This window comes from Photorhabdus hainanensis (assembly GCF_018448965.1).
GTDB classification, from domain to species: Bacteria; Pseudomonadota; Gammaproteobacteria; order Enterobacterales; family Enterobacteriaceae; genus Photorhabdus; species Photorhabdus akhurstii.
In genome coordinates this window covers 1-17457 of the sequence record NZ_RCWD01000030.1, presented here as the reverse complement: position 1 = coordinate 17457, position 17457 = coordinate 1, and the positions used below count along the sequence as shown (strand labels likewise).

22 protein-coding genes and 1 pseudogene are annotated in these 17457 nt (G+C 41.5%); 21 read left to right on the top strand and 2 right to left on the bottom strand.

All coding sequences use genetic code 11. From position 1 onward, the window contains the following. Positions 1 to 87 precede the first annotated feature (87 nt). The 8 genes and pseudogenes from EAE92_RS17000 (at position 88) to EAE92_RS16965 (ending at position 4827) form a co-directional block, all read left to right on the top strand. Positions 88 to 300 carry a hypothetical protein gene (locus tag EAE92_RS17000; RefSeq protein WP_036780271.1) on the top strand — a complete coding sequence of 71 codons (213 nt, stop codon included), beginning with the start codon at positions 88 to 90 and terminating at the stop codon, positions 298 to 300. Positions 301 to 380: 80 nt separating this feature from the next. Beyond that, positions 381 to 1250 (top strand): hypothetical protein, encoded by an 870-nt coding sequence (locus tag EAE92_RS16995; RefSeq protein ID WP_246545267.1) that lies wholly within the window; start codon positions 381 to 383, stop codon positions 1248 to 1250. Further along, entirely contained in the window at positions 1240 to 1641 is a 402-nt protein-coding gene (locus EAE92_RS16990; RefSeq protein WP_113026440.1) for a DUF1240 domain-containing protein, read from the top strand. The genes EAE92_RS16995 and EAE92_RS16990 overlap by 11 nt, the downstream gene beginning before the upstream one ends. A 36-nt stretch (positions 1642 to 1677) precedes the next feature. Next, the gene (locus EAE92_RS16985) at positions 1678 to 2079 is read left to right on the top strand and encodes a DUF1240 domain-containing protein (RefSeq protein WP_214068936.1); all 402 of its coding nucleotides are present in this window, start codon (positions 1678 to 1680) and stop codon (positions 2077 to 2079) included. A gap of 47 nt (positions 2080 to 2126) precedes the next feature. Then, positions 2127 to 2529: pseudogene (locus tag EAE92_RS16980) on the top strand (DUF1240 domain-containing protein). 1 nt (position 2530) lies between these two features. Further along, a complete protein-coding gene (locus EAE92_RS16975) occupies positions 2531 to 2947 on the top strand; it encodes a DUF1240 domain-containing protein (protein ID WP_246545266.1) in 417 nt (138 codons plus the stop codon). A gap of 47 nt (positions 2948 to 2994) precedes the next feature. Beyond that, on the top strand, positions 2995 to 3396 hold the full coding sequence (locus EAE92_RS16970) for a DUF1240 domain-containing protein (protein WP_214068935.1): 402 nt from the start codon (positions 2995 to 2997) through the stop codon (positions 3394 to 3396). A 540-nt stretch (positions 3397 to 3936) separates the two neighbouring features. Next, entirely contained in the window at positions 3937 to 4827 is an 891-nt protein-coding gene (locus EAE92_RS16965) for a LysR family transcriptional regulator (RefSeq protein WP_214068934.1), read from the top strand. A 207-nt stretch (positions 4828 to 5034) separates the two neighbouring features. Here the strand turns inward: EAE92_RS16965 and EAE92_RS16960 are convergent, their stop codons facing one another. After that, the gene (locus EAE92_RS16960) at positions 5035 to 6960 is read right to left on the bottom strand and encodes an ABC transporter ATP-binding protein (RefSeq protein WP_214068933.1); all 1926 of its coding nucleotides are present in this window, start codon (positions 6958 to 6960) and stop codon (positions 5035 to 5037) included. A gap of 121 nt (positions 6961 to 7081) precedes the next feature. Between EAE92_RS16960 and kefG the strand changes: the two genes are divergently transcribed. The 4 genes from kefG to slyD all read left to right on the top strand — a co-directional run bounded on the left by kefG (position 7082) and on the right by slyD (position 10335). Then, on the top strand, positions 7082 to 7633 hold the full coding sequence (kefG, locus tag EAE92_RS16955) for a glutathione-regulated potassium-efflux system ancillary protein KefG (RefSeq protein WP_214068932.1): 552 nt from the start codon (positions 7082 to 7084) through the stop codon (positions 7631 to 7633). A gap of 3 nt (positions 7634 to 7636) precedes the next feature. Then, entirely contained in the window at positions 7637 to 9481 is a 1845-nt protein-coding gene (gene kefB / locus EAE92_RS16950) for a glutathione-regulated potassium-efflux system protein KefB (protein ID WP_214068931.1), read from the top strand. Beyond that, a complete protein-coding gene (locus EAE92_RS16945; protein ID WP_214068930.1) occupies positions 9465 to 9668 on the top strand; it encodes a YheV family putative zinc ribbon protein in 204 nt (67 codons plus the stop codon). The genes kefB and EAE92_RS16945 overlap by 17 nt, the downstream gene beginning before the upstream one ends. An 88-nt stretch (positions 9669 to 9756) precedes the next feature. Continuing rightward, on the top strand, positions 9757 to 10335 hold the full coding sequence (slyD, locus tag EAE92_RS16940) for a peptidylprolyl isomerase (RefSeq protein WP_036779972.1): 579 nt from the start codon (positions 9757 to 9759) through the stop codon (positions 10333 to 10335). Positions 10336 to 10438: 103 nt separating this feature from the next. Here slyD and EAE92_RS16935 read toward each other — a convergent pair whose 3' ends face one another. Next, positions 10439 to 10657, bottom strand: coding sequence for a protein SlyX (locus tag EAE92_RS16935; protein ID WP_040149003.1), 219 nt, complete (start codon positions 10655 to 10657; stop codon positions 10439 to 10441). A gap of 296 nt (positions 10658 to 10953) precedes the next feature. On the opposite strand from EAE92_RS16935, the gene fkpA reads away from it, so the two are divergent. The 9 genes from fkpA to EAE92_RS16890 form a co-directional block, all read left to right on the top strand. Then, entirely contained in the window at positions 10954 to 11718 is a 765-nt protein-coding gene (gene fkpA, locus EAE92_RS16930) for an FKBP-type peptidyl-prolyl cis-trans isomerase (protein ID WP_214068929.1), read from the top strand. A 288-nt stretch (positions 11719 to 12006) separates the two neighbouring features. Then, complete coding sequence (locus EAE92_RS16925; protein WP_036779966.1) at positions 12007 to 12729, top strand: helix-turn-helix transcriptional regulator; 723 nt, start codon at positions 12007 to 12009, stop codon at positions 12727 to 12729. Beyond that, positions 12729 to 13124 carry a sulfurtransferase complex subunit TusD gene (gene tusD, locus EAE92_RS16920; protein ID WP_214068928.1) on the top strand — a complete coding sequence of 132 codons (396 nt, stop codon included), beginning with the start codon at positions 12729 to 12731 and terminating at the stop codon, positions 13122 to 13124. Before EAE92_RS16925 ends, tusD begins: the two co-directional genes overlap by 1 nt. Before the next feature lie 9 nt (positions 13125 to 13133). Continuing rightward, positions 13134 to 13493 carry a sulfurtransferase complex subunit TusC gene (tusC, locus tag EAE92_RS16915; RefSeq protein WP_036813530.1) on the top strand — a complete coding sequence of 120 codons (360 nt, stop codon included), beginning with the start codon at positions 13134 to 13136 and terminating at the stop codon, positions 13491 to 13493. Positions 13494 to 13513: 20 nt separating this feature from the next. After that, positions 13514 to 13801 carry a sulfurtransferase complex subunit TusB gene (gene tusB / locus EAE92_RS16910; RefSeq protein WP_214068927.1) on the top strand — a complete coding sequence of 96 codons (288 nt, stop codon included), beginning with the start codon at positions 13514 to 13516 and terminating at the stop codon, positions 13799 to 13801. Positions 13802 to 13936: 135 nt separating this feature from the next. After that, positions 13937 to 14311, top strand: coding sequence for a 30S ribosomal protein S12 (gene rpsL / locus EAE92_RS16905; protein WP_011144815.1), 375 nt, complete (start codon positions 13937 to 13939; stop codon positions 14309 to 14311). 97 nt (positions 14312 to 14408) lie between these two features. Beyond that, complete coding sequence (gene rpsG / locus EAE92_RS16900; RefSeq protein ID WP_011144816.1) at positions 14409 to 14879, top strand: 30S ribosomal protein S7; 471 nt, start codon at positions 14409 to 14411, stop codon at positions 14877 to 14879. Between the two features lie 81 nt (positions 14880 to 14960). Next, positions 14961 to 17069, top strand: coding sequence for an elongation factor G (gene fusA, locus EAE92_RS16895; protein WP_036813535.1), 2109 nt, complete (start codon positions 14961 to 14963; stop codon positions 17067 to 17069). Positions 17070 to 17141: 72 nt separating this feature from the next. Continuing rightward, a partial coding sequence (locus EAE92_RS16890; RefSeq protein WP_246545385.1) for a GTP-binding protein occupies positions 17142 to 17457 on the top strand: 316 nt, incomplete at its 3' end.

Genomic DNA, 17457 nt, shown 5'->3' with positions numbered 1-17457 from the left:
TTTTTTGCTATTATATGGTCGACATGTCTATTTCTTATGTAATATAGTGCGGTATTTGAACCTTTAATTGTTAATGGGATTAGCCGTATGAACGATAGAGATAGACAACAGTTATTACAACAGCTCACCGACGTATTAATGAATAGTCCGTTAATCCCAGAGGAAAAACTGGCAATGATGATGATGCAGTGTTTCCAGCTATTATTGTCAACTCAAGCCAGTGCGATTGATATGAAGACTTCAGATGGCCGCGTCCTTTCACTCAAATTGGAAATGGAAGCTCCGGCGGTTAAACACTGATGTGATGATTTTTGATTTTAAAGTGCCTATCCCAATAGTCTTATTGGGATAGGCAGTAAGAATATTAAAAGGGTTTCACAATGACATATAAAAAATACAACCCCTCGCCAGAGGGCTATATGGGGGATTTCCTGAGAGGTCAGGTTGGGGTTAACCAATTAAAACCTCAGCATGAATTCTTTGATGCCATTGGTCTCGAAAAGCAGTTAAGAGAGAATACAACCTATATTGCGCTGCTATCGTTAGATGAAGCGAAAGATGTTCTGGAGGAGCTTGATTCGCCGAAGCCAAAAAGTCCATTTATAAAGAAGATATTTGAGATTACCGATCCCATATCACCTTATGCAGGTAACATACATGATTCTTTTGATCTCTTTAATGTTATAGGTGAGTTTAAAACATTAGGAATTAAAGCCACAGAGTATGTGGGTAAAGATGGAAACAGATATATTAAAATATCAGGTTATGCGGGAGTTAGAAAGATCATCACTGCTTCAAGATACAAAGCTTCTAATATGAAGGTGATATCTATGGGGATTGGGCAGAAAGGACTAAATAGCGGCATAGTTAAAGGAATGAAGTTTAGTATATTCTTTTCCGCGGCTTATCGAACGGTTGAGCTTATGTTTAAGGATGAATACACACTGGCTGATTTTCTAGGTAATATTGCGGTAGATCTGGCTAAGACAGTAATAATAGCCTGTGTTGCTTGGACTTTTGGGTCTATAATGATAGCTACATCTATTGCTGGTGCCAGTGTAGTTGGTGTGGCTTTTGTTGTATTTATTGTAGGTTTTGGTATGACATATGCACTTGATATTATAGATAAAAGATTTAAAATTAGCGAAACTGTTATTAATTTAATTAGAAAAGAAATGGAGAGGAAACCAAGAATTCCAGAAGCTAATTTCAATCAATTTCTTAATAACTGGGGGAGTTATGGGAAATAAAAAAAAGGCTATACATATCATCTGCGCTCTTTTTTTTCTCATTCTAACGTCATTCACTTCTTTTTTGACAGGTGAAAATTTAAATTCTTTAATTAAAATGGATGAAAAAATAATATTTTCAGGCAGTGTTTTTATGATATTTTTTTCTTCTCCCTTGGTTTTTTATTATGTTTTTTTTATTATTTTTGTTAATATAACTGGCCGTTATCCAAAGCATCATGATGGTTTTGTTAACTGTTTTGGGACGATAGCTATTATTTCATTTTTTTTAGGTTTCCCTACATCTTTGTATGTGCATTATAAATTAAAAAGTGATGACTATTTGGTATGTCCAAGAATCTCTTGGATGTCGCCTAATACCTATGTGAAAGATATGAAGTTATGTGATTGATATTTTTGTGTTTGATTTTTAATAACTGGGGGAGTTATGGGAAATAAAAAAAAGGCTATACATATCATCGTTGCTGCTGCTACTTTTATTTTAGTATCATTAGGGTTATTTTTGACAGGGGAAAATTTGGTTTCTTTAGTTAAGATGGATGAGAAAATAACATTCTCAAGTAGTGTTTTTATGATATTTTTCTTTTCTCCTTTGATTTCGTATTGTATGGTTTCTATTATTTTTTCTAATATAACAAACCGTTGCCCAAAATACCATGATAGTTTCATAAAATACTTTGGTTCGATAGCCATTATTTCACTTTTTTTAAGTTTTCCCATATCTTTCTATGTGAATTATAAACTGAAAAGTGATAACTATTTGGTATGCCCAAGAATATCTTGGATGTCGCCTAATACCTATGTGAAAGATATGGCGCTATGTGATTGATATGGTTGTATTTGATTTCAATCAATTCCTTAATAACTGGGGGAGTTATGGGAAATAAAAGAAAGATTATACATGTCATCGCTGCTCTTGCTATTTTTCTTTTAGCTTTATTTGCTTTTTTTTCAACCGGAGAAAATTTGGTTTCTTTAGTTAGAATGAGTGAGAAAATAACATTCTCGGGTGGTGTTGTTATAATATTTTTTTTCTTTTCCTTTGGTTTCTTATGCTATATTTTTTATAGTTTTTGTTACTATAAGTGGTCATTATCCAAAGCATCATGATGGTTTTGTTAACTGTTTTGGGACGATAGCTATTATTTCATTTTTTTTAGGTTTCCCTACATCTTTGTATGTGCATTATAAGTTAAAAAGTGATAACTATTTGGTATGTCCAAGAATATCTTGGATGTCTCCGAATACTTATGTGAAAGATATGAAGCTATGTGATTGATATGAGTGATAGGGTTATGGATAAAAAAAGGAGAATAATACATATTATTTTGGCGATTTTTGTATTGTTTCTGGTATTTCTGGGTATGTTTGCTTCTGTTGATGGTCTATTTTCATTGATTACAATGGCTGAGGTAATCTCTTTTTCCAACAGTATAATAATTGCGTTTTTTTTCTTCCCGTTGGTTTTTTATTTCTTGATTTGTTCTATTTATTTAAATTTAACAACGCGTATCCCGAGATATCATGATATTTATGTTAAATATCTTGGTATGATAGCTATTGTTGCATTTTTTTTGAGTTTTCCTGTATCTTTTTATGTGCATTATAAACTGAGGAGTGAGAATTACTTGATATGCCAAAAGATATCTTGGATGTCACCGAATAAATATGTAAAAGATATTAAACTGTGTGATTGATATTGTTTATTTTGATTCTAATTAATCTCTTAATGATTGGGGTGATTATGGAAACTAAAAAAAAGGTTATACAGATCCTCGGCGCTCTTGCTATTTTTATTTTGATGTTATTCGCTTTCTTTTTGACAGGAGAAAATTTAATTTCTTTAGTTAGAATGAATGAAAAAATAACATTCTCAGGTAGTGTTTTTATAATATTCTTTTCTTTTCCTTTGATCTCTTATGCTACATTCCTTATTATTTTCTTTACTGTGACTGGTCATTATCCAAAGCATCATGATAATTGTGTTAAATATTTCTTTTCGATAGCTATTGTCGCGCTTTTTCTAAGTTTTCCCATATCTTTCTATGTGGATTATAAATTAAAAAGTGAGAGCTACTTAGTATGTAAAAGAATATCATGGAAATCTCCTAATACCTATGTAAAAGATATTAAACTGTGTGATTAATATTAGTTTGGCTATATAGGAGTATTTTTATACGATGCCATTTTATTATTGTTTATCGAAAAAATAAGAATCAAATAATGATTTATCTATAATTGCGTATTTTATGATATATCATCATTTATAGATAATAAATACCTCCATATTATCGCTGATTTTGCCTGTGTTATTTAAAAATTAAGGCTAATAGCGATGTTTTCATAATGATATTCACCAGATAAATTTATCTACCTTGTGTAGTAGCGAATGTATGTCACAGGATGTATAGGGATTGCTATAGGTAAAACACCTAAAAAGCGTAAAATTCATTATATTTTAAAGCGTTTAATTTAGATGGATTATTTAGTCATTTACCTCAGGGAGTAGAAAGGAATTATGGTAAAAATAAAATTTTGTCAACATTTTTATAATAAATTAATTGATCATCTTATAATTGTTGTTTAATCTCTGTTTAATTAATTTCAGTTAAGTCTAAAATATTTAGGCTATTGTTGAAATAATAACGCAAGCAAAGTTTGAAAGATAAACCCGAATGGTGGAGATATGGATATACGTAATCTCAAAGCTTTTATCGTGTTGGCTGAAACACTTAATTATCATCAGGCTTCTCAAATACTACATATTTCACAACCTGGGCTGACTAAGAAAATTAATGCGCTGGAAGAAGAGTTCGGGGCTTCTTTGTTTTCCAGAGGGCCGAATGGTACTAGATTGACTGATTTTGGGCAAAAGACCTTTGAGAATGCTCAGAAGTTATTGAGTCATTTTGAGCAGTTTCAGACTCAGGTGAATCATGATTTGCAATATGATTCTCCACATTACCTCTATGTTAGCTCTTGTTTTCCTATTTATGATTCCGGGAAAATGGAAGAGCGGCTTTTTCTAGGTAGTAAGGAAAAGGTGGTGCTTGTGCTAATGACGGGGCTGACATTTGAGCAGCAAATGAATCTATTAAACTCAGGTCTATTACATATCGCTATTGTTCCTTTACCGTTAACTTCATCACTTATGCCAAGGAAGATTTTTACTGAAAAACTCGTTTATCTTTTTAAAAAAGGCAGTGATTGGAATCAGAATTTTGCTGAGTTAAATAAGGAAATAGTATCATTATATAACCTTGTTGATACTGGTGAGAGTAATATATCGTTTGATTTTACCGATGGTATTAATACATTTTCTATTTATAATAATAATATGAATTTAATGTTAAGAACTAATGATATTATGGTCATGATTGAGTTGATCATTAAACGCAATGGTTTTTCTTTAGTGCCGGAAAAAGTTATTCGCTCAATTCCATCACAATATCTGGATTCATTAGAGGTGTTGAAAACTGATATGGAGATTGACTTTGGTATCTTATGGAGTCCTGTTATCGATTATGAGTTGGTAAGTGAAGCGGAATTATTCTCTTCATTAATCGATAATATGTGAATCAGAAAGATAGCTGTTATTTATATAGGGGTGATTATATTGAAATTGTGTGGTGATATTATTGTGGATAAAGATGAAATATATATGGGGTATTATGGTTGGATTTATCTATTGCTATTTTAAATGAAATAATATGACTATTATCGAAAAATAAAGCGGATTATTTTCTCCGCTCTATTTTTATTGAATGATAATTTATGAAATCATTTATCCTTCAAACTCTTGTGTCATTTTTTCAAGTTGTTCCTGAATTTCCATCCATGATAATTCAATTTCTTCCAATTTTGATTTGGTCTGATTCTGCTTTTGCAGATATTCAGTCAATTCGGTTTTACGGCTGTTATCATAGATAGCGCTGTCTGAAAGTTGATTCTCTAGTGCGACCAGTTCGTTACCCAGTTTCTCCATCTGTTTTTCCAGATCAGCAAGCTGTTTGCGCAATGGTTGCGTTTGGTTACGGAAGTCAGCTTGACGCCGTTTTTGATCTTTTCTTTCCTGAGCGCTTTGGCTGGATGACTCTTTTTCCTTATCGTTGTTTTCACGTAATTGCTGATTTTGTTGACGTTGTTGATCTGTCAGCCATTGTTGATAATCTTCTAAGTCGCCATTGAACGATTCTACCTGACCATCGTGAACCAAATACAATTCATCTGTTGTTGAACGTAATAGATGTCGGTCATGGGAAACTACAACCAATGCACCGTCAAAGTCGATCAAAGCTTCTGTCAGTGCTTGACGCATATCCAAGTCGAGATGGTTCGTTGGTTCATCAAGCAACAGAAGGTTAGGGCGTTGCCAGACCATTAATGCCAAAACCAAACGCGCTTTTTCTCCCCCGGAGAAACGTCCACTTGGGTCAGTCACTTGCTCGCCTTTGAAACCAAAACCCCCCAGATAATCTCTGAGTTGTTGTTCTGTTTCCTGTGGCGCAATGCGGACTAAATGCTGTAATGGTGATTCATCAGCACGCAAATATTCCAGTTGATGCTGGGCGAAATACCCCAGTTTGATCCCTTTAGCTAATTCTACGGTTCCACTCTGAGATTGCAGTTCTCCAGCTAACAGTTTAATCAACGTGGATTTCCCCGCACCATTACGGCCAAGCAGACCAATGCGAGAGCCGGGAACCAGATTCAGTTTGATGGAGTTTAAAACAGTCCGTTCGCCATAGCCTGCGCTGACTTTTTCCATTTTCAGGAGTGGGTTGGGCAGACTCTCCGGTTTACGGAAACTGAAATGAAATGGGTTATCAACGTGGGCAGGGGCGATCAATTCCATCCGCTCTAACATCTTGATACGGCTCTGAGCCTGTTTAGCTTTGCTGGCTTTGGCTCGGAAACGGTCAATATAACTTTGCAGATGGGCGACTTTCTCTTGCTGACTTTTATAAAGGGCCTGTTGTTGCGCTAGCTTGGTCGCGCGTTGGCGTTCGAAAGATGAGTAGTTGCCGCTGTACTCAAATAGAGATTGTTGCTCTATATGGAGGATCTTATCGGCAATAGGGTCGAGAAAATCCCGATCATGGGAGATAAGGATTAATGTTCCGGGGTAGCTTTTCAGCCATTTTTCCAACCAGATAACTGCATCCAGATCAAGATGGTTAGTTGGTTCATCAAGCAACAGCAAATCAGAACGGCAGAGTAGTGCTTGAGCTAGATTGAGGCGCATACGCCATCCACCGGAAAAGGCACGTACCGGTTGATCAAGTTGCTCCTGAGAGAAACCTAAGCCGTGCAACAAACTTGATGCTCTTGAACGGATTGTCCAGGCTTGAACTGTGTCCAGTTGACTATGCAGGTGAGCAATCAGATTGCCGTCGTTTTTTTCATTGGCTATCCGCAGTTGTTGTTCCAGTTGGCGGAATTCACGATCACCATCAATAACATACTCCAGAGCAGGTATTTCTAGGGCGGGCGTTTCTTGATTCACCCAAGACAGCGCCCAGTTACTGGGAAAAGTGAATGTTCCTGCCTCAGCCTGAAGTTCATTTTTTAATAATGCAAGTAGGGTAGATTTGCCACAGCCATTTTTCCCTACCAGACCCACTTTCTGTCCGGGATTAATAGTGGCGCCGGCATTATCCAGCAAGACACGGGTTCCGCGACGAATTTGTAATGAAGAGAAAACAATCATAAGTATCGTTTGTATAAAATATGTTAAATTAGCAGTAACAGATAATAAGCGTCTTATTTTATAACTTTGTATGCATGTTAACGGAAAATACGTGTCCTGACACGTTCTTGAGGAGGGAACGATGTTACAGCCGCCTAAAGTCCTGCTGCTGTATGCCCATCCTGAGCCACAGGATTCAGTAGCAAATCGTGTTTTGTTACAACCTGTGCAGGGTTTAGAGCATGTCACAGTTCACGACTTATATGGAGCTTATCCAGATTTTTTTATTGATGTTCATTATGAGCAACAACTGCTTCGAGAACATCAGGTGATTGTTTTTCAACACCCACTGTACACCTACAGTTGTCCCGCTTTATTAAAGGAGTGGATGGATCGTGTACTGACTCGGGGGGTTGCCAGTGGTATTACCGGATTGGCATTACAGGGAAAATATTGGCGTTCAGTGATTACTACAGGGGAACCGGAAAGCACTTTCCGGGCCGATGGGTATAATCTCTATCCAATGGAAGAGATCCTTCGTCCTTTTGAACTCACCGCGGCGATGTGCCGTATGCATTGGTTATCACCGATTATTATTTATTGGGCACGTCGCCAAAAACCTGAACTTCTCGCCATCCATGCTAATGATTATCGTGAATGGCTCAAATCGCCATTGTCACTAGGAGGGCTATAAGTTATGGAGCATTCAGCGCAATTGAGCGCCGGTGTATTGTTTTTATTTGCTGCCGTTGTGGCAGTGCCAATCGCACAGAAATGCAAGATTGGAGCCGTATTAGGTTATTTGTTGGCGGGGATTGTCCTGGGGCCGTGGGGGCTGAGCTTTATCAGGGATGTTGATGATATTCTTCATTTCTCTGAGTTGGGGATTGTTTTCCTGATGTTTATCATCGGGCTTGAACTTAATCCGGCTAAACTCTGGCAACTCAGGCGATCTATTTTTGGTGTCGGTGCGGCTCAAGTTATTTTCACGGCGAGTGTGCTGGCCGTGCTGCTTTATCTGACTGATTTTTCATGGCAAGCAGCGGTTATTGGTGGTATCGGTATGGCGATGTCCTCAACGGCAATGGCCCTGCAACTCATGAAAGAGAAGGGGATGAACCGCAATGAAGGCGGGCAGCTTGGTTTCTCAGTTTTGCTATTTCAAGATATGGCGGTAATTCCGGCTTTGGCGTTGATTCCGCTGTTGGCCGGCGGAACGGCATCCGGCGACTGGTATCGAATAGCATTAAAAATTGCTGCTTTTGCTGGCATGTTGCTCGGTGGCCGTTATCTGTTACGTCCTCTGTTTCGTTTGGTTGTTAGAGCTGGAGTTAGTGAGTTATTTACGGCGGCGGCGTTACTGGTGGTACTCAGTTCGGCGTTGTTTATGGAGGCGCTCGGTTTTTCTATGGCGCTGGGAACCTTTATCGCCGGAGTATTATTGGCAGATAGTGAATATCGCCATGAACTGGAAATATCCATAGAACCGTTCAAAGGATTACTGTTGGGGCTGTTTTTTATTTCGGTCGGTATGTCGCTGAATTTGGGGGTGTTACTGATACATTTGCCCGAAGTGTTACTTGGTGTGCTGGTTTTGGTGATTGTGAAAGGCATTGTTCTTTATCTTATCGCAATGAGCGCTGGCTTACGGGGTTCATCCTGTCTGCAATTTTCCGGCGTACTCAGTCAGGGGGGAGAATTCGCCTTTGTTCTGTTTTCCGCCGCGCTGAGCCAGAATGTGCTTAACAGCGGGCAGATGGCTTTGCTGCTGGTCGTGGTGACAATATCGATGATGACAACGCCGCTTGTCATGCAATTGATAGATGCTATTCTGGCACGCCGTTTTAATGCCCAAGAGGAGACTGATGAACAGCCCTTTGTGGAAAATGATGATCCGCAGGTGATTTTAGTGGGCTTTGGCCGGTTCGGACAAGTAATCGGTCGTCTTCTGATGGTGAATAAAATCCGTGTAACGGTGTTAGAGCGCGATGTCAGCGCTGTGAGTACTATGCGGCGTTATGGCTATAAAGTTTATTATGGTGATGCGGCTGAATTGGAGTTGCTACGTTCGGCGGGTGCGGATAAAGCCAAAGCGATAGTCATCACTTGTAATGAGCCGGAAGATACCATGATGATCGTTCATTTATGCCAGAAACATTTCCCGAATCTGCATATCATGGCGCGGGCCAGAGGACGCTTGGAAGCGCACGAATTGTTGCAAAATGGAGTGACAAATTTCACCCGTGAAACTTTTTCCAGTGCCCTGGAACTGGGGCGTAAAACCTTAGTTGAATTAGGAATGCATCCGCATAAAGCTAATCGCGCAAAACAACATTTCCAGCGGTTAGATATGCGGATGCTGAGAGAACTTATGCCGCAGCTACAGGGTGATGTCGCTCACATATCTCGTATAAAAGAGGCGCGGCGGGAACTGGAAGAGCTGTTCGAACGGGAAATGCTCAATGAACGCCGCCAACCGGATGGTTGGAATGAGCATGAATACATGAATAATAGCGGAGCGAATCATGTCAGTAAGTCGTAAAAGATTTATTGCTGGTGCTGTCTGCCCAGAATGTCACTCTCAGGACACACTAGCAATGTGGCAAGAAGATCAGGTAGATGTGGTGGAATGTGTCCATTGTGGTTACCAACAACGCCAGACTGATGAGAAAGTGACCTCTCATGTCAGAAAGCAAGAGCAGGTTATTGGTATTTTTACCCCACAATAATTATGTGAATATTAGCGCGAGTGAGTACAGAGACTGAAAATTCCGCTACAATCGGTAAAAATTTTTAGACCCACGGGTAGGAGATGTCATGAAAGTAGCAAAAGACTTGGTAGTCAGCCTGGCTTATCAAGTAAGAACAGAAGATGGTGTTTTAGTTGATGAGTCACCGGCGAGTGCGCCGTTGGACTATCTGCATGGCCGTGGTTCATTGATTAGCGGTTTGGAAAAGGCGCTAGAAGGCCGTGAGGCTGGTGAGAGTTTTGATGTTAGCGTACAGGCTGATGACGCCTATGGTCAGTATGATGACAATCTGGTTCAGCGTGTGCCAAAAGATGTCTTTGTTGGTGTTGATGAGCTGGAAGTTGGCATGCGTTTCCTGGCTGATACTGATATGGGGCCAGTGCCTGTAGAAATTACAGCGGTTGAAGATGAGCATGTTGTGGTTGATGGCAACCATATGCTGGCTGGTCAGAACCTGAAATTCAATGTTGAAGTCATTGCCATTCGTGAAGCGACTGAAGAAGAATTGGCTCATGGTCATGTTCATGGCGCTCATGGTCACGAGCATGGCGAGGGCGGTTGCTGTGGTGGTCATGGTCATGACGACGGTCATCACCACCATCATGATGAAGGGCACGGATGCTGCGGTGGCGGCAGTTGCCACTGATAAGCTAAAGCGGATGGTACATTTTTAATATTTAAAAAAGCGGGGCAAGTTCGGAGTATTCAGTTTCGATGCTTGCCCTGATTTATTGTAATTTAATGTTTTTCTAGTAATGAGGCGGAGGCGTCTCCTCTGATGGTGAAGCGACCATTGAGGGTTGAGTGGCTTTTAATCGTTCTGTCATCAACCGCAAATGCTCTTTTAATCTGGCGATCTCCATTTGCTGCTCAGTCACTACCTGATTTAATTCTTCGATAGTTATGTCTTGAAAGGCAATTCGACTTTCCAAATGTTCAAGCCGTTGCTCAAATTCTGACAGATCCATGATCTCCTCCCATTTCAGGCCCTGTATTGCCAGTGTTAAATGTCCCATATTAATTAAGAGTAGCCTACTATGCCCAGAATATTCTGTGAAATGCGGTTATTATGAAACCTCTTGCCATTTATGTTGTCCTAATAAGCTTAGGGCACTAAAACAGCAAATATTGTGTTCAATAAACATTATGTTCAACAAACATTGTGTTCAACAAATATTGTGTTGTGCTCCTGTAGGCAGTTATAGTGGCTTGATTGCATAACTTTTGCTGACGGTAAAATCCCCCAAAGCTATTGGAGAAACAGATGAAATCATTGTTTAAAGTTACCCTGCTTGCTACCACATTAGCGATGGCTTTCAGCGCCCCTCAGGTGTTGGCGGCTAAAGCGGATAGTCAGAGTAGCACAGAATTGAACAGCGCATTTAAAACAGAAGATCAGCAAAATGCTTATGCTCTGGGTGCATCTTTAGGGCGTTATATGCAAAACACCCTGAAAGAACAGAAATCTCTGGGTATCCCATTGGATAAAGATCAATTGTTATCGGGTGTGCAGGATGCTTTTAATAACAAAAGCAAACTGACTGACAGCGAAATTGAAAATACGCTGCGTGCATTTGAAGGAAAAGTGAAGTCTGCCGCTGAAGCTAAGATGGAAAAAGAAGCTCGCGAAAATGAAGCTAAAGGCGCTAAATATCGTGAAGAATTTGCTAAGGAAAAAGGCGTCGTTAAGAGCAAAACCGGCCTTTTGTATAAAATAGAGAAGGACGGCAGTGGTAAGAAACCTGTGGCAAGCGACACGATAGTTGTGAACTACCGGGGAGCATTGATTGATGGTAAAGAGTTCGATAGTTCCTATAAGCGTAATGAGCCGCTTTCTATTCGCCTAGATGGCGTTATTCCAGGTTGGACAGAAGGTTTACAGAATGTGAAAAAAGGTGGAAAAATTAAACTGGTTATTCCACCAGAGCTGGCCTATGGTAAAGCGGATCTGCCGGGTATTCCTGCAAATTCCACATTAGTATTTGATATTGAGTTGTTGGATATTAAAGCGGATACCAAAGCTAAGTAATCTGTCAGCTAAATATCTTTGATCAATACGGATAAAACCGTTGGTAGAGATTCTGTCAACGGTTTTTTATTGCTGAAAGCTGTGATAGAGACCAAATGTCTGAGCTGCAATGGCTTGACGATGATGTCATGTGGTTTTAACGTCAATATTTCATGTGAATGCAAAGATCTTTGATTAGGATCTCTGTTAAGCTGCAACAATTGAGTTTTCACAAGAAATTTTTATAGGTTTATCACGTTGTGTTTTTAGCAAGACGTTATTGTCTGCGTTTGAAGGATGGTGTATTGAATGTCTAACCCGTTATTATCTGGTGATATCAGTGATGTCGATTTACTGGAAAACCAACCGTTTACTGAAACGGACCACGAAATTTTAAAATCTTATGAAGCCGCAGTTGATGGCTTGGCTATGCTGATTGGTGGGCATTGCGAGATTGTCCTTCACTCATTGGAAGATCTTAAATGTTCAGCCGTCAGAATAGCTAACGGAGAACATACAGGTCGTAAAATAGGTTCACCTATCACTGATCTTGCGTTGCGCATGTTGCATGACATTACAGACGAAGATTGTAGTGCATCCAAAGCCTATTTCACCCGGGCGAAAAGCGGTTCATTGATGAAATCAGTCACGATCGCTATCCGCAATCGGAATCGCCGAGTGATCGGCCTCCTGTGCATTAATATGAATCTTGATGTTCCTTTCTCTGAAATTATTCAGACGTTTATTCCAGAGGAAACACATGATGTCGCACCAAATGTAAATTTTGCCTCATCCGTGGATGATTTGGTCGCGCAAACGCTGGAATATACTATCGAAGAAGTCAATATTGATCGCAGTGTCTCCAATAATGCCAAGAATAGGCAGGTGGTTCTAAATCTCTATGAGAAAGGCATTTTTGATATTAAAGATGCAATCAATCAGGTTGCAGAGCGTTTAAATATTTCTAAACATACTGTTTATCTCTATATTCGTCAGTTTAAAAATGGTGAATGTTTAGGGCCTGAGCGGTAATGTCTTCACTGTCTTATTGTCTGCTGGTGACGGGGCCTGCATATGGCGCCCAACAAGCCAGCAGCGCTTACCAATTCGCGCAAGCCTTGATTACGATGGGACATAAACTTAATACCGTATTTTTTTATCGGGAAGGGGTTTATAACGGCAATCAGTTGACTGCTCCAGCCGGTGATGAGTTTAACTTGGTTACTGCATGGCAAGTGATGGCAAAGGAGCACCGGTTTAGCATGCATATTTGTATTGCCGCTGCCCTGCGCCGTGGTGTTCTTGATGTTCAGCAGGCGAATGAGTTGAATTTACCGGTAGCGAACTTGGCTGAAGGGTTTGAATTAAGTGGATTGGGAACACTGGCTGAGGCTATGTTGACTTGTGACCGTGTGGTGCAATTTTGAGAGGCAAAAATGAAAAAAATTGCTTTTGTCTTCACTAAAGCGCCTCATGGTGACGCAGGGGGTAGAGAAGGCTTAGACGCATTGCTGGCAACTTCGGCATTAACAGAAAAGATAGGTGTGTTTTTTATTTCTGACGGCGTACTCCAACTATTACCGAATCAGCAGCCTGACGGAATCCTTGCCAGAAACTATATCGCTACTTTTAAGGTGTTGCCTTTGTACGATATTGAAGAATGTTATTTGTGCCAGGAAGACCTTACGATGCGTGGGTTAAGCTCAATCAATCGTTTTGTTCTGGATACGGAAGTGATACCCGCAGAAACAATCCGTGAGAAGTTGGTTGACTATGATGTTGTGCTGACATTCTGAGCTATTGGAAGGACAATAATATGCTATATACTGTTGGCCGATCGCCTTATCAATGTGATTTCAATGCGATATTCAAGCTGCTTGCCCGTGGTGATGACATCCTGTTTATTCAGGATGGCGTACTGGCAGGAATTGAAGGTAATTGTTATCTGCCGACTCTGATCAGTTGTGGCGCAGCCTTGTATGCGCTGAAAGAAGATATCGAGGCGCGGGGATTGAACGGGCAGGTTTCAGACAAAGTGCAAGTGATCGACTATACTGACTTTGTTAACCTGACGGTAAAACACCATCAACAATTCGCCTGGTAGTTGAGAAAACGCTGTATATTTCTTGACACCCTGACGAGTCAGCCATAAAATTCCGCGTCCTCGTGTTTTGCCGTTGGGCAGACAAGAGATTTAATCCGTGTTTACGAAGCAAAAAAACCAGGAGTTTTTTTAATAATGGCAACTATTAACCAGCTGGTGCGCAAACCCCGCAGCATGAAGGTTGCAAAAAGCAACGTTCCTGCTCTGGAAGCTTGCCCGCAGAAGCGTGGCGTATGTACTCGCGTATATACCACCACTCCTAAAAAACCAAACTCCGCACTGCGTAAAGTATGTCGTGTGCGTTTGACTAACGGTTACGAAGTTTCTTCTTACATCGGTGGTGAAGGCCACAACTTGCAAGAGCACTCCGTAATTTTGATCCGTGGCGGTCGTGTTAAAGACTTGCCAGGCGTGCGTTACCACACTGTTCGCGGCGCACTGGACTGTTCCGGTGTTAAAGACCGTAAACAAGGTCGTTCTAAGTACGGTGTGAAGAAGCCAAAAGCTTAATGGTTCTCCGTTAAGTAAGGCCAAACATTATTTACTTTAATGTCAAAATAAACTCGTAGAGTTTTGGACAACCCTGAATTCGAAACGGAGTATTTCCATGCCACGTCGTCGTGTAATTGGTCAGCGTAAAATTCTGCCAGATCCAAAGTTCGGATCTGAATTACTGGCCAAATTTGTCAATATCCTGATGGTAGATGGTAAAAAATCTACTGCGGAAGCAATTGTATATAGTGCGCTTGAGACCCTGGCTCAGCGTTCTGGTAAAGAACATCTGGAAGCGTTTGAACTTGCATTGGATAATGTGCGTCCAACCGTGGAAGTTAAGTCCCGCCGTGTTGGTGGTTCTACTTATCAGGTACCAGTTGAAGTTCGTCCGGTTCGTCGCAATGCGTTGGCAATGCGCTGGATCGTTGAAGCTGCTCGTAAACGCGGTGATAAATCTATGGCTCTGCGCCTGGCGAACGAATTATCTGATGCAGCCGAAAATAAAGGCACTGCCGTTAAGAAACGTGAAGACGTTCACCGTATGGCAGAAGCTAACAAGGCGTTCGCACACTACCGTTGGTAATCCCATCGTAGTGATGATGCCCTGGGTGGCTGTTCTGCCACCCAGATTTACATTGAACGTCCTAGGATATAGAGGAATCAAATGGCTCGTACAACACCCATTGCACGTTACCGTAACATCGGTATCAGTGCACACATCGACGCCGGTAAAACCACCACTACCGAACGTATTCTGTTCTACACTGGTGTAAACCATAAGATCGGTGAAGTTCATGATGGCGCTGCTACTATGGACTGGATGGAACAGGAGCAGGAGCGTGGTATTACCATCACCTCCGCAGCAACAACTGCTTTCTGGTCAGGTATGGCTAAGCAGTTTGACGCGCACCGTATCAACATCATCGACACCCCAGGGCACGTTGACTTCACTATCGAAGTAGAACGTTCCATGCGTGTTCTTGACGGTGCGGTAATGGTTTATTGTGCGGTTGGTGGTGTTCAGCCACAGTCCGAAACCGTATGGCGTCAGGCAAATAAATATAGAGTTCCACGTATCGCGTTCGTTAACAAAATGGACCGTATGGGAGCGAATTTCTTACGTGTTGTTGAGCAGATCAAAACTCGCTTGGCGGCAAACCCAGTACCTCTGCAATTAGCCATTGGCGCAGAAGATGCTTTCACCGGTGTTGTTGACCTGGTGAAAATGAAAGCCATCAACTGGAACGATGAAGATCAGGGAACTACCTTCACTTATGAAGATATCCCGGCTGATATGCAGGATCTGGCGGAAGAATGGCGTAACAATTTGATTGAAGCCGCTGCGGAAGCATCAGAAGAGCTGATGGAAAAATACCTTGGCGGTGAAGAACTGACTGAAGAAGAGATCAAAGCTGGTCTTCGTCATCGTGTTCTGACTAACGAAATCATCCTGGTTACCTGTGGTTCTGCATTTAAGAACAAAGGTGTTCAGGCAATGCTGGATGCGGTTGTTGAGTACCTGCCAGCACCAACGGATGTTGAGTCTATTAAAGGTATTCTGCCAGACGGTAAAGATACGCCGGCAGAACGTCATTCTGACGACAACGAACCATTCTCAGCGCTGGCGTTTAAAATCGCGACTGACCCATTCGTTGGTAACTTGACCTTCTTCCGCGTCTACTCTGGTGTAGTTAATTCCGGTGATACCGTTCTTAACCCAGTGAAAGACAAAAAAGAGCGTTTTGGCCGTATCGTTCAGATGCATGCTAATAAACGTGAAGAGATTAAAGAAGTTCGTGCAGGTGACATCGCCGCTGCGATTGGCCTGAAAGACGTGACGACTGGCGATACGCTGTGTGATATCAACGCGCCAATTATTCTGGAGCGTATGGAGTTCCCAGAGCCAGTTATCTCTGTTGCTATCGAGCCGAAAACTAAAGCTGACCAAGAAAAAATGGGTATCGCTTTAGGCCGTCTGGCTCAGGAAGACCCATCATTCCGCGTGTCTACCGATGAAGAATCTGGTCAGACGATTATCGCTGGTATGGGTGAGCTTCACTTGGATGTCTTGGTTGACCGTATGCGTCGTGAATTCAAAGTTGAAGCGAACGTTGGTAAACCTCAGGTTGCTTACCGTGAAACCATCCGCTCTACTGTTGAACAAGAAGGTAAATTTGTTCGTCAGTCTGGTGGTCGTGGTCAGTTTGGTCACGTATGGCTGCGTATTGAGCCAATGGAACCAGGTGGCGTAGGCTACGAATTCGCTAACGAAATCGTTGGTGGCGTTGTTCCTAAAGAATATATCCCGGCAGTAGATAAGGGTATTCAGGAACAAATGAAAAATGGTGTTCTGGCCGGTTATCCGATTGTTGACGTCAAAGTGGCGCTGTTCGATGGTTCTTACCACGAAGTTGACTCTTCTGAAATGGCGTTCAAAATCGCAGGTTCTATGGGCTTCAAAGAAGGCTTTATGAAGGCGAAACCAGTTCTGCTGGAGCCTATCATGAAAGTTGAAGTTGAAACACCAGAAGACTACATGGGTGACGTTATCGGTGACCTAAACCGCCGCCGTGGTATGATTGACGGTATGGAAGATATGACTACCGGCAAAATCGTACGTGCTCAGGTACCATTATCTGAAATGTTTGGTTATGCTACTGACCTGCGTTCTCAGACCCAAGGTCGTGCTTCTTACTCAATGGAGTTCTTGAAGTACAATGAAGCGCCGAGCAACGTCGCTCAGGCTATTATCGAATCTCGTAAAGCTAAATAAGTTTTTCGGGTTTAATATCTAGATTCAGCTCCCTCCCCCTATGATGAGGGAGCGATATTAAGGAATAGAGTCGTGTCTAAAGAAAAATTTGAACGTACAAAACCGCACGTTAACGTTGGTACTATCGGCCACGTTGACCACGGTAAAACTACCCTGACTGCTGCTATCACTACTGTACTGGCTAAAACCTACGGTGGTAACGCTCGCGCATTCGATCAAATCGATAACGCGCCAGAAGAAAAAGCGCGTGGTATCACCATCTCTACTTCTCACGTAGAATACGACACCCCAAGCCGCCACTATGCGCACGTTGACTGCCCAGGCCACGCCGACTATGTGAAAAACATGATCACCGGCGCGGCTCAGATGGACGGCGCAATCCTGGTAG

Coding starts and splice junctions, on each gene's coding strand:
- EAE92_RS16925 (WP_036779966.1), top strand. CDS start 12,007: ATGTCTAACCCGTTATTATCTGGTGATATCAGTGATGTCGATTTACTG.
- tusD (WP_214068928.1), top strand. CDS start 12,729: ATGTCTTCACTGTCTTATTGTCTGCTGGTGACGGGGCCTGCATATGGC.
- EAE92_RS16935 (WP_040149003.1), bottom strand. CDS start 10,657: ATGGATCTGTCAGAATTTGAGCAACGGCTTGAACATTTGGAAAGTCGA.
- EAE92_RS16970 (WP_214068935.1), top strand. CDS start 2,995: ATGGAAACTAAAAAAAAGGTTATACAGATCCTCGGCGCTCTTGCTATT.
- EAE92_RS16995 (WP_246545267.1), top strand. CDS start 381: ATGACATATAAAAAATACAACCCCTCGCCAGAGGGCTATATGGGGGAT.
- EAE92_RS16975 (WP_246545266.1), top strand. CDS start 2,531: ATGAGTGATAGGGTTATGGATAAAAAAAGGAGAATAATACATATTATT.
- EAE92_RS16945 (WP_214068930.1), top strand. CDS start 9,465: ATGTCAGTAAGTCGTAAAAGATTTATTGCTGGTGCTGTCTGCCCAGAA.
- kefB (WP_214068931.1), top strand. CDS start 7,637: ATGGAGCATTCAGCGCAATTGAGCGCCGGTGTATTGTTTTTATTTGCT.
- kefG (WP_214068932.1), top strand. CDS start 7,082: ATGTTACAGCCGCCTAAAGTCCTGCTGCTGTATGCCCATCCTGAGCCA.
- fusA (WP_036813535.1), top strand. CDS start 14,961: ATGGCTCGTACAACACCCATTGCACGTTACCGTAACATCGGTATCAGT.
- tusB (WP_214068927.1), top strand. CDS start 13,514: ATGCTATATACTGTTGGCCGATCGCCTTATCAATGTGATTTCAATGCG.
- EAE92_RS17000 (WP_036780271.1), top strand. CDS start 88: ATGAACGATAGAGATAGACAACAGTTATTACAACAGCTCACCGACGTA.
- EAE92_RS16990 (WP_113026440.1), top strand. CDS start 1,240: ATGGGAAATAAAAAAAAGGCTATACATATCATCTGCGCTCTTTTTTTT.
- EAE92_RS16985 (WP_214068936.1), top strand. CDS start 1,678: ATGGGAAATAAAAAAAAGGCTATACATATCATCGTTGCTGCTGCTACT.
- EAE92_RS16960 (WP_214068933.1), bottom strand. CDS start 6,960: ATGATTGTTTTCTCTTCATTACAAATTCGTCGCGGAACCCGTGTCTTG.
- rpsL (WP_011144815.1), top strand. CDS start 13,937: ATGGCAACTATTAACCAGCTGGTGCGCAAACCCCGCAGCATGAAGGTT.
- slyD (WP_036779972.1), top strand. CDS start 9,757: ATGAAAGTAGCAAAAGACTTGGTAGTCAGCCTGGCTTATCAAGTAAGA.
- rpsG (WP_011144816.1), top strand. CDS start 14,409: ATGCCACGTCGTCGTGTAATTGGTCAGCGTAAAATTCTGCCAGATCCA.
- EAE92_RS16965 (WP_214068934.1), top strand. CDS start 3,937: ATGGATATACGTAATCTCAAAGCTTTTATCGTGTTGGCTGAAACACTT.
- tusC (WP_036813530.1), top strand. CDS start 13,134: ATGAAAAAAATTGCTTTTGTCTTCACTAAAGCGCCTCATGGTGACGCA.
- fkpA (WP_214068929.1), top strand. CDS start 10,954: ATGAAATCATTGTTTAAAGTTACCCTGCTTGCTACCACATTAGCGATG.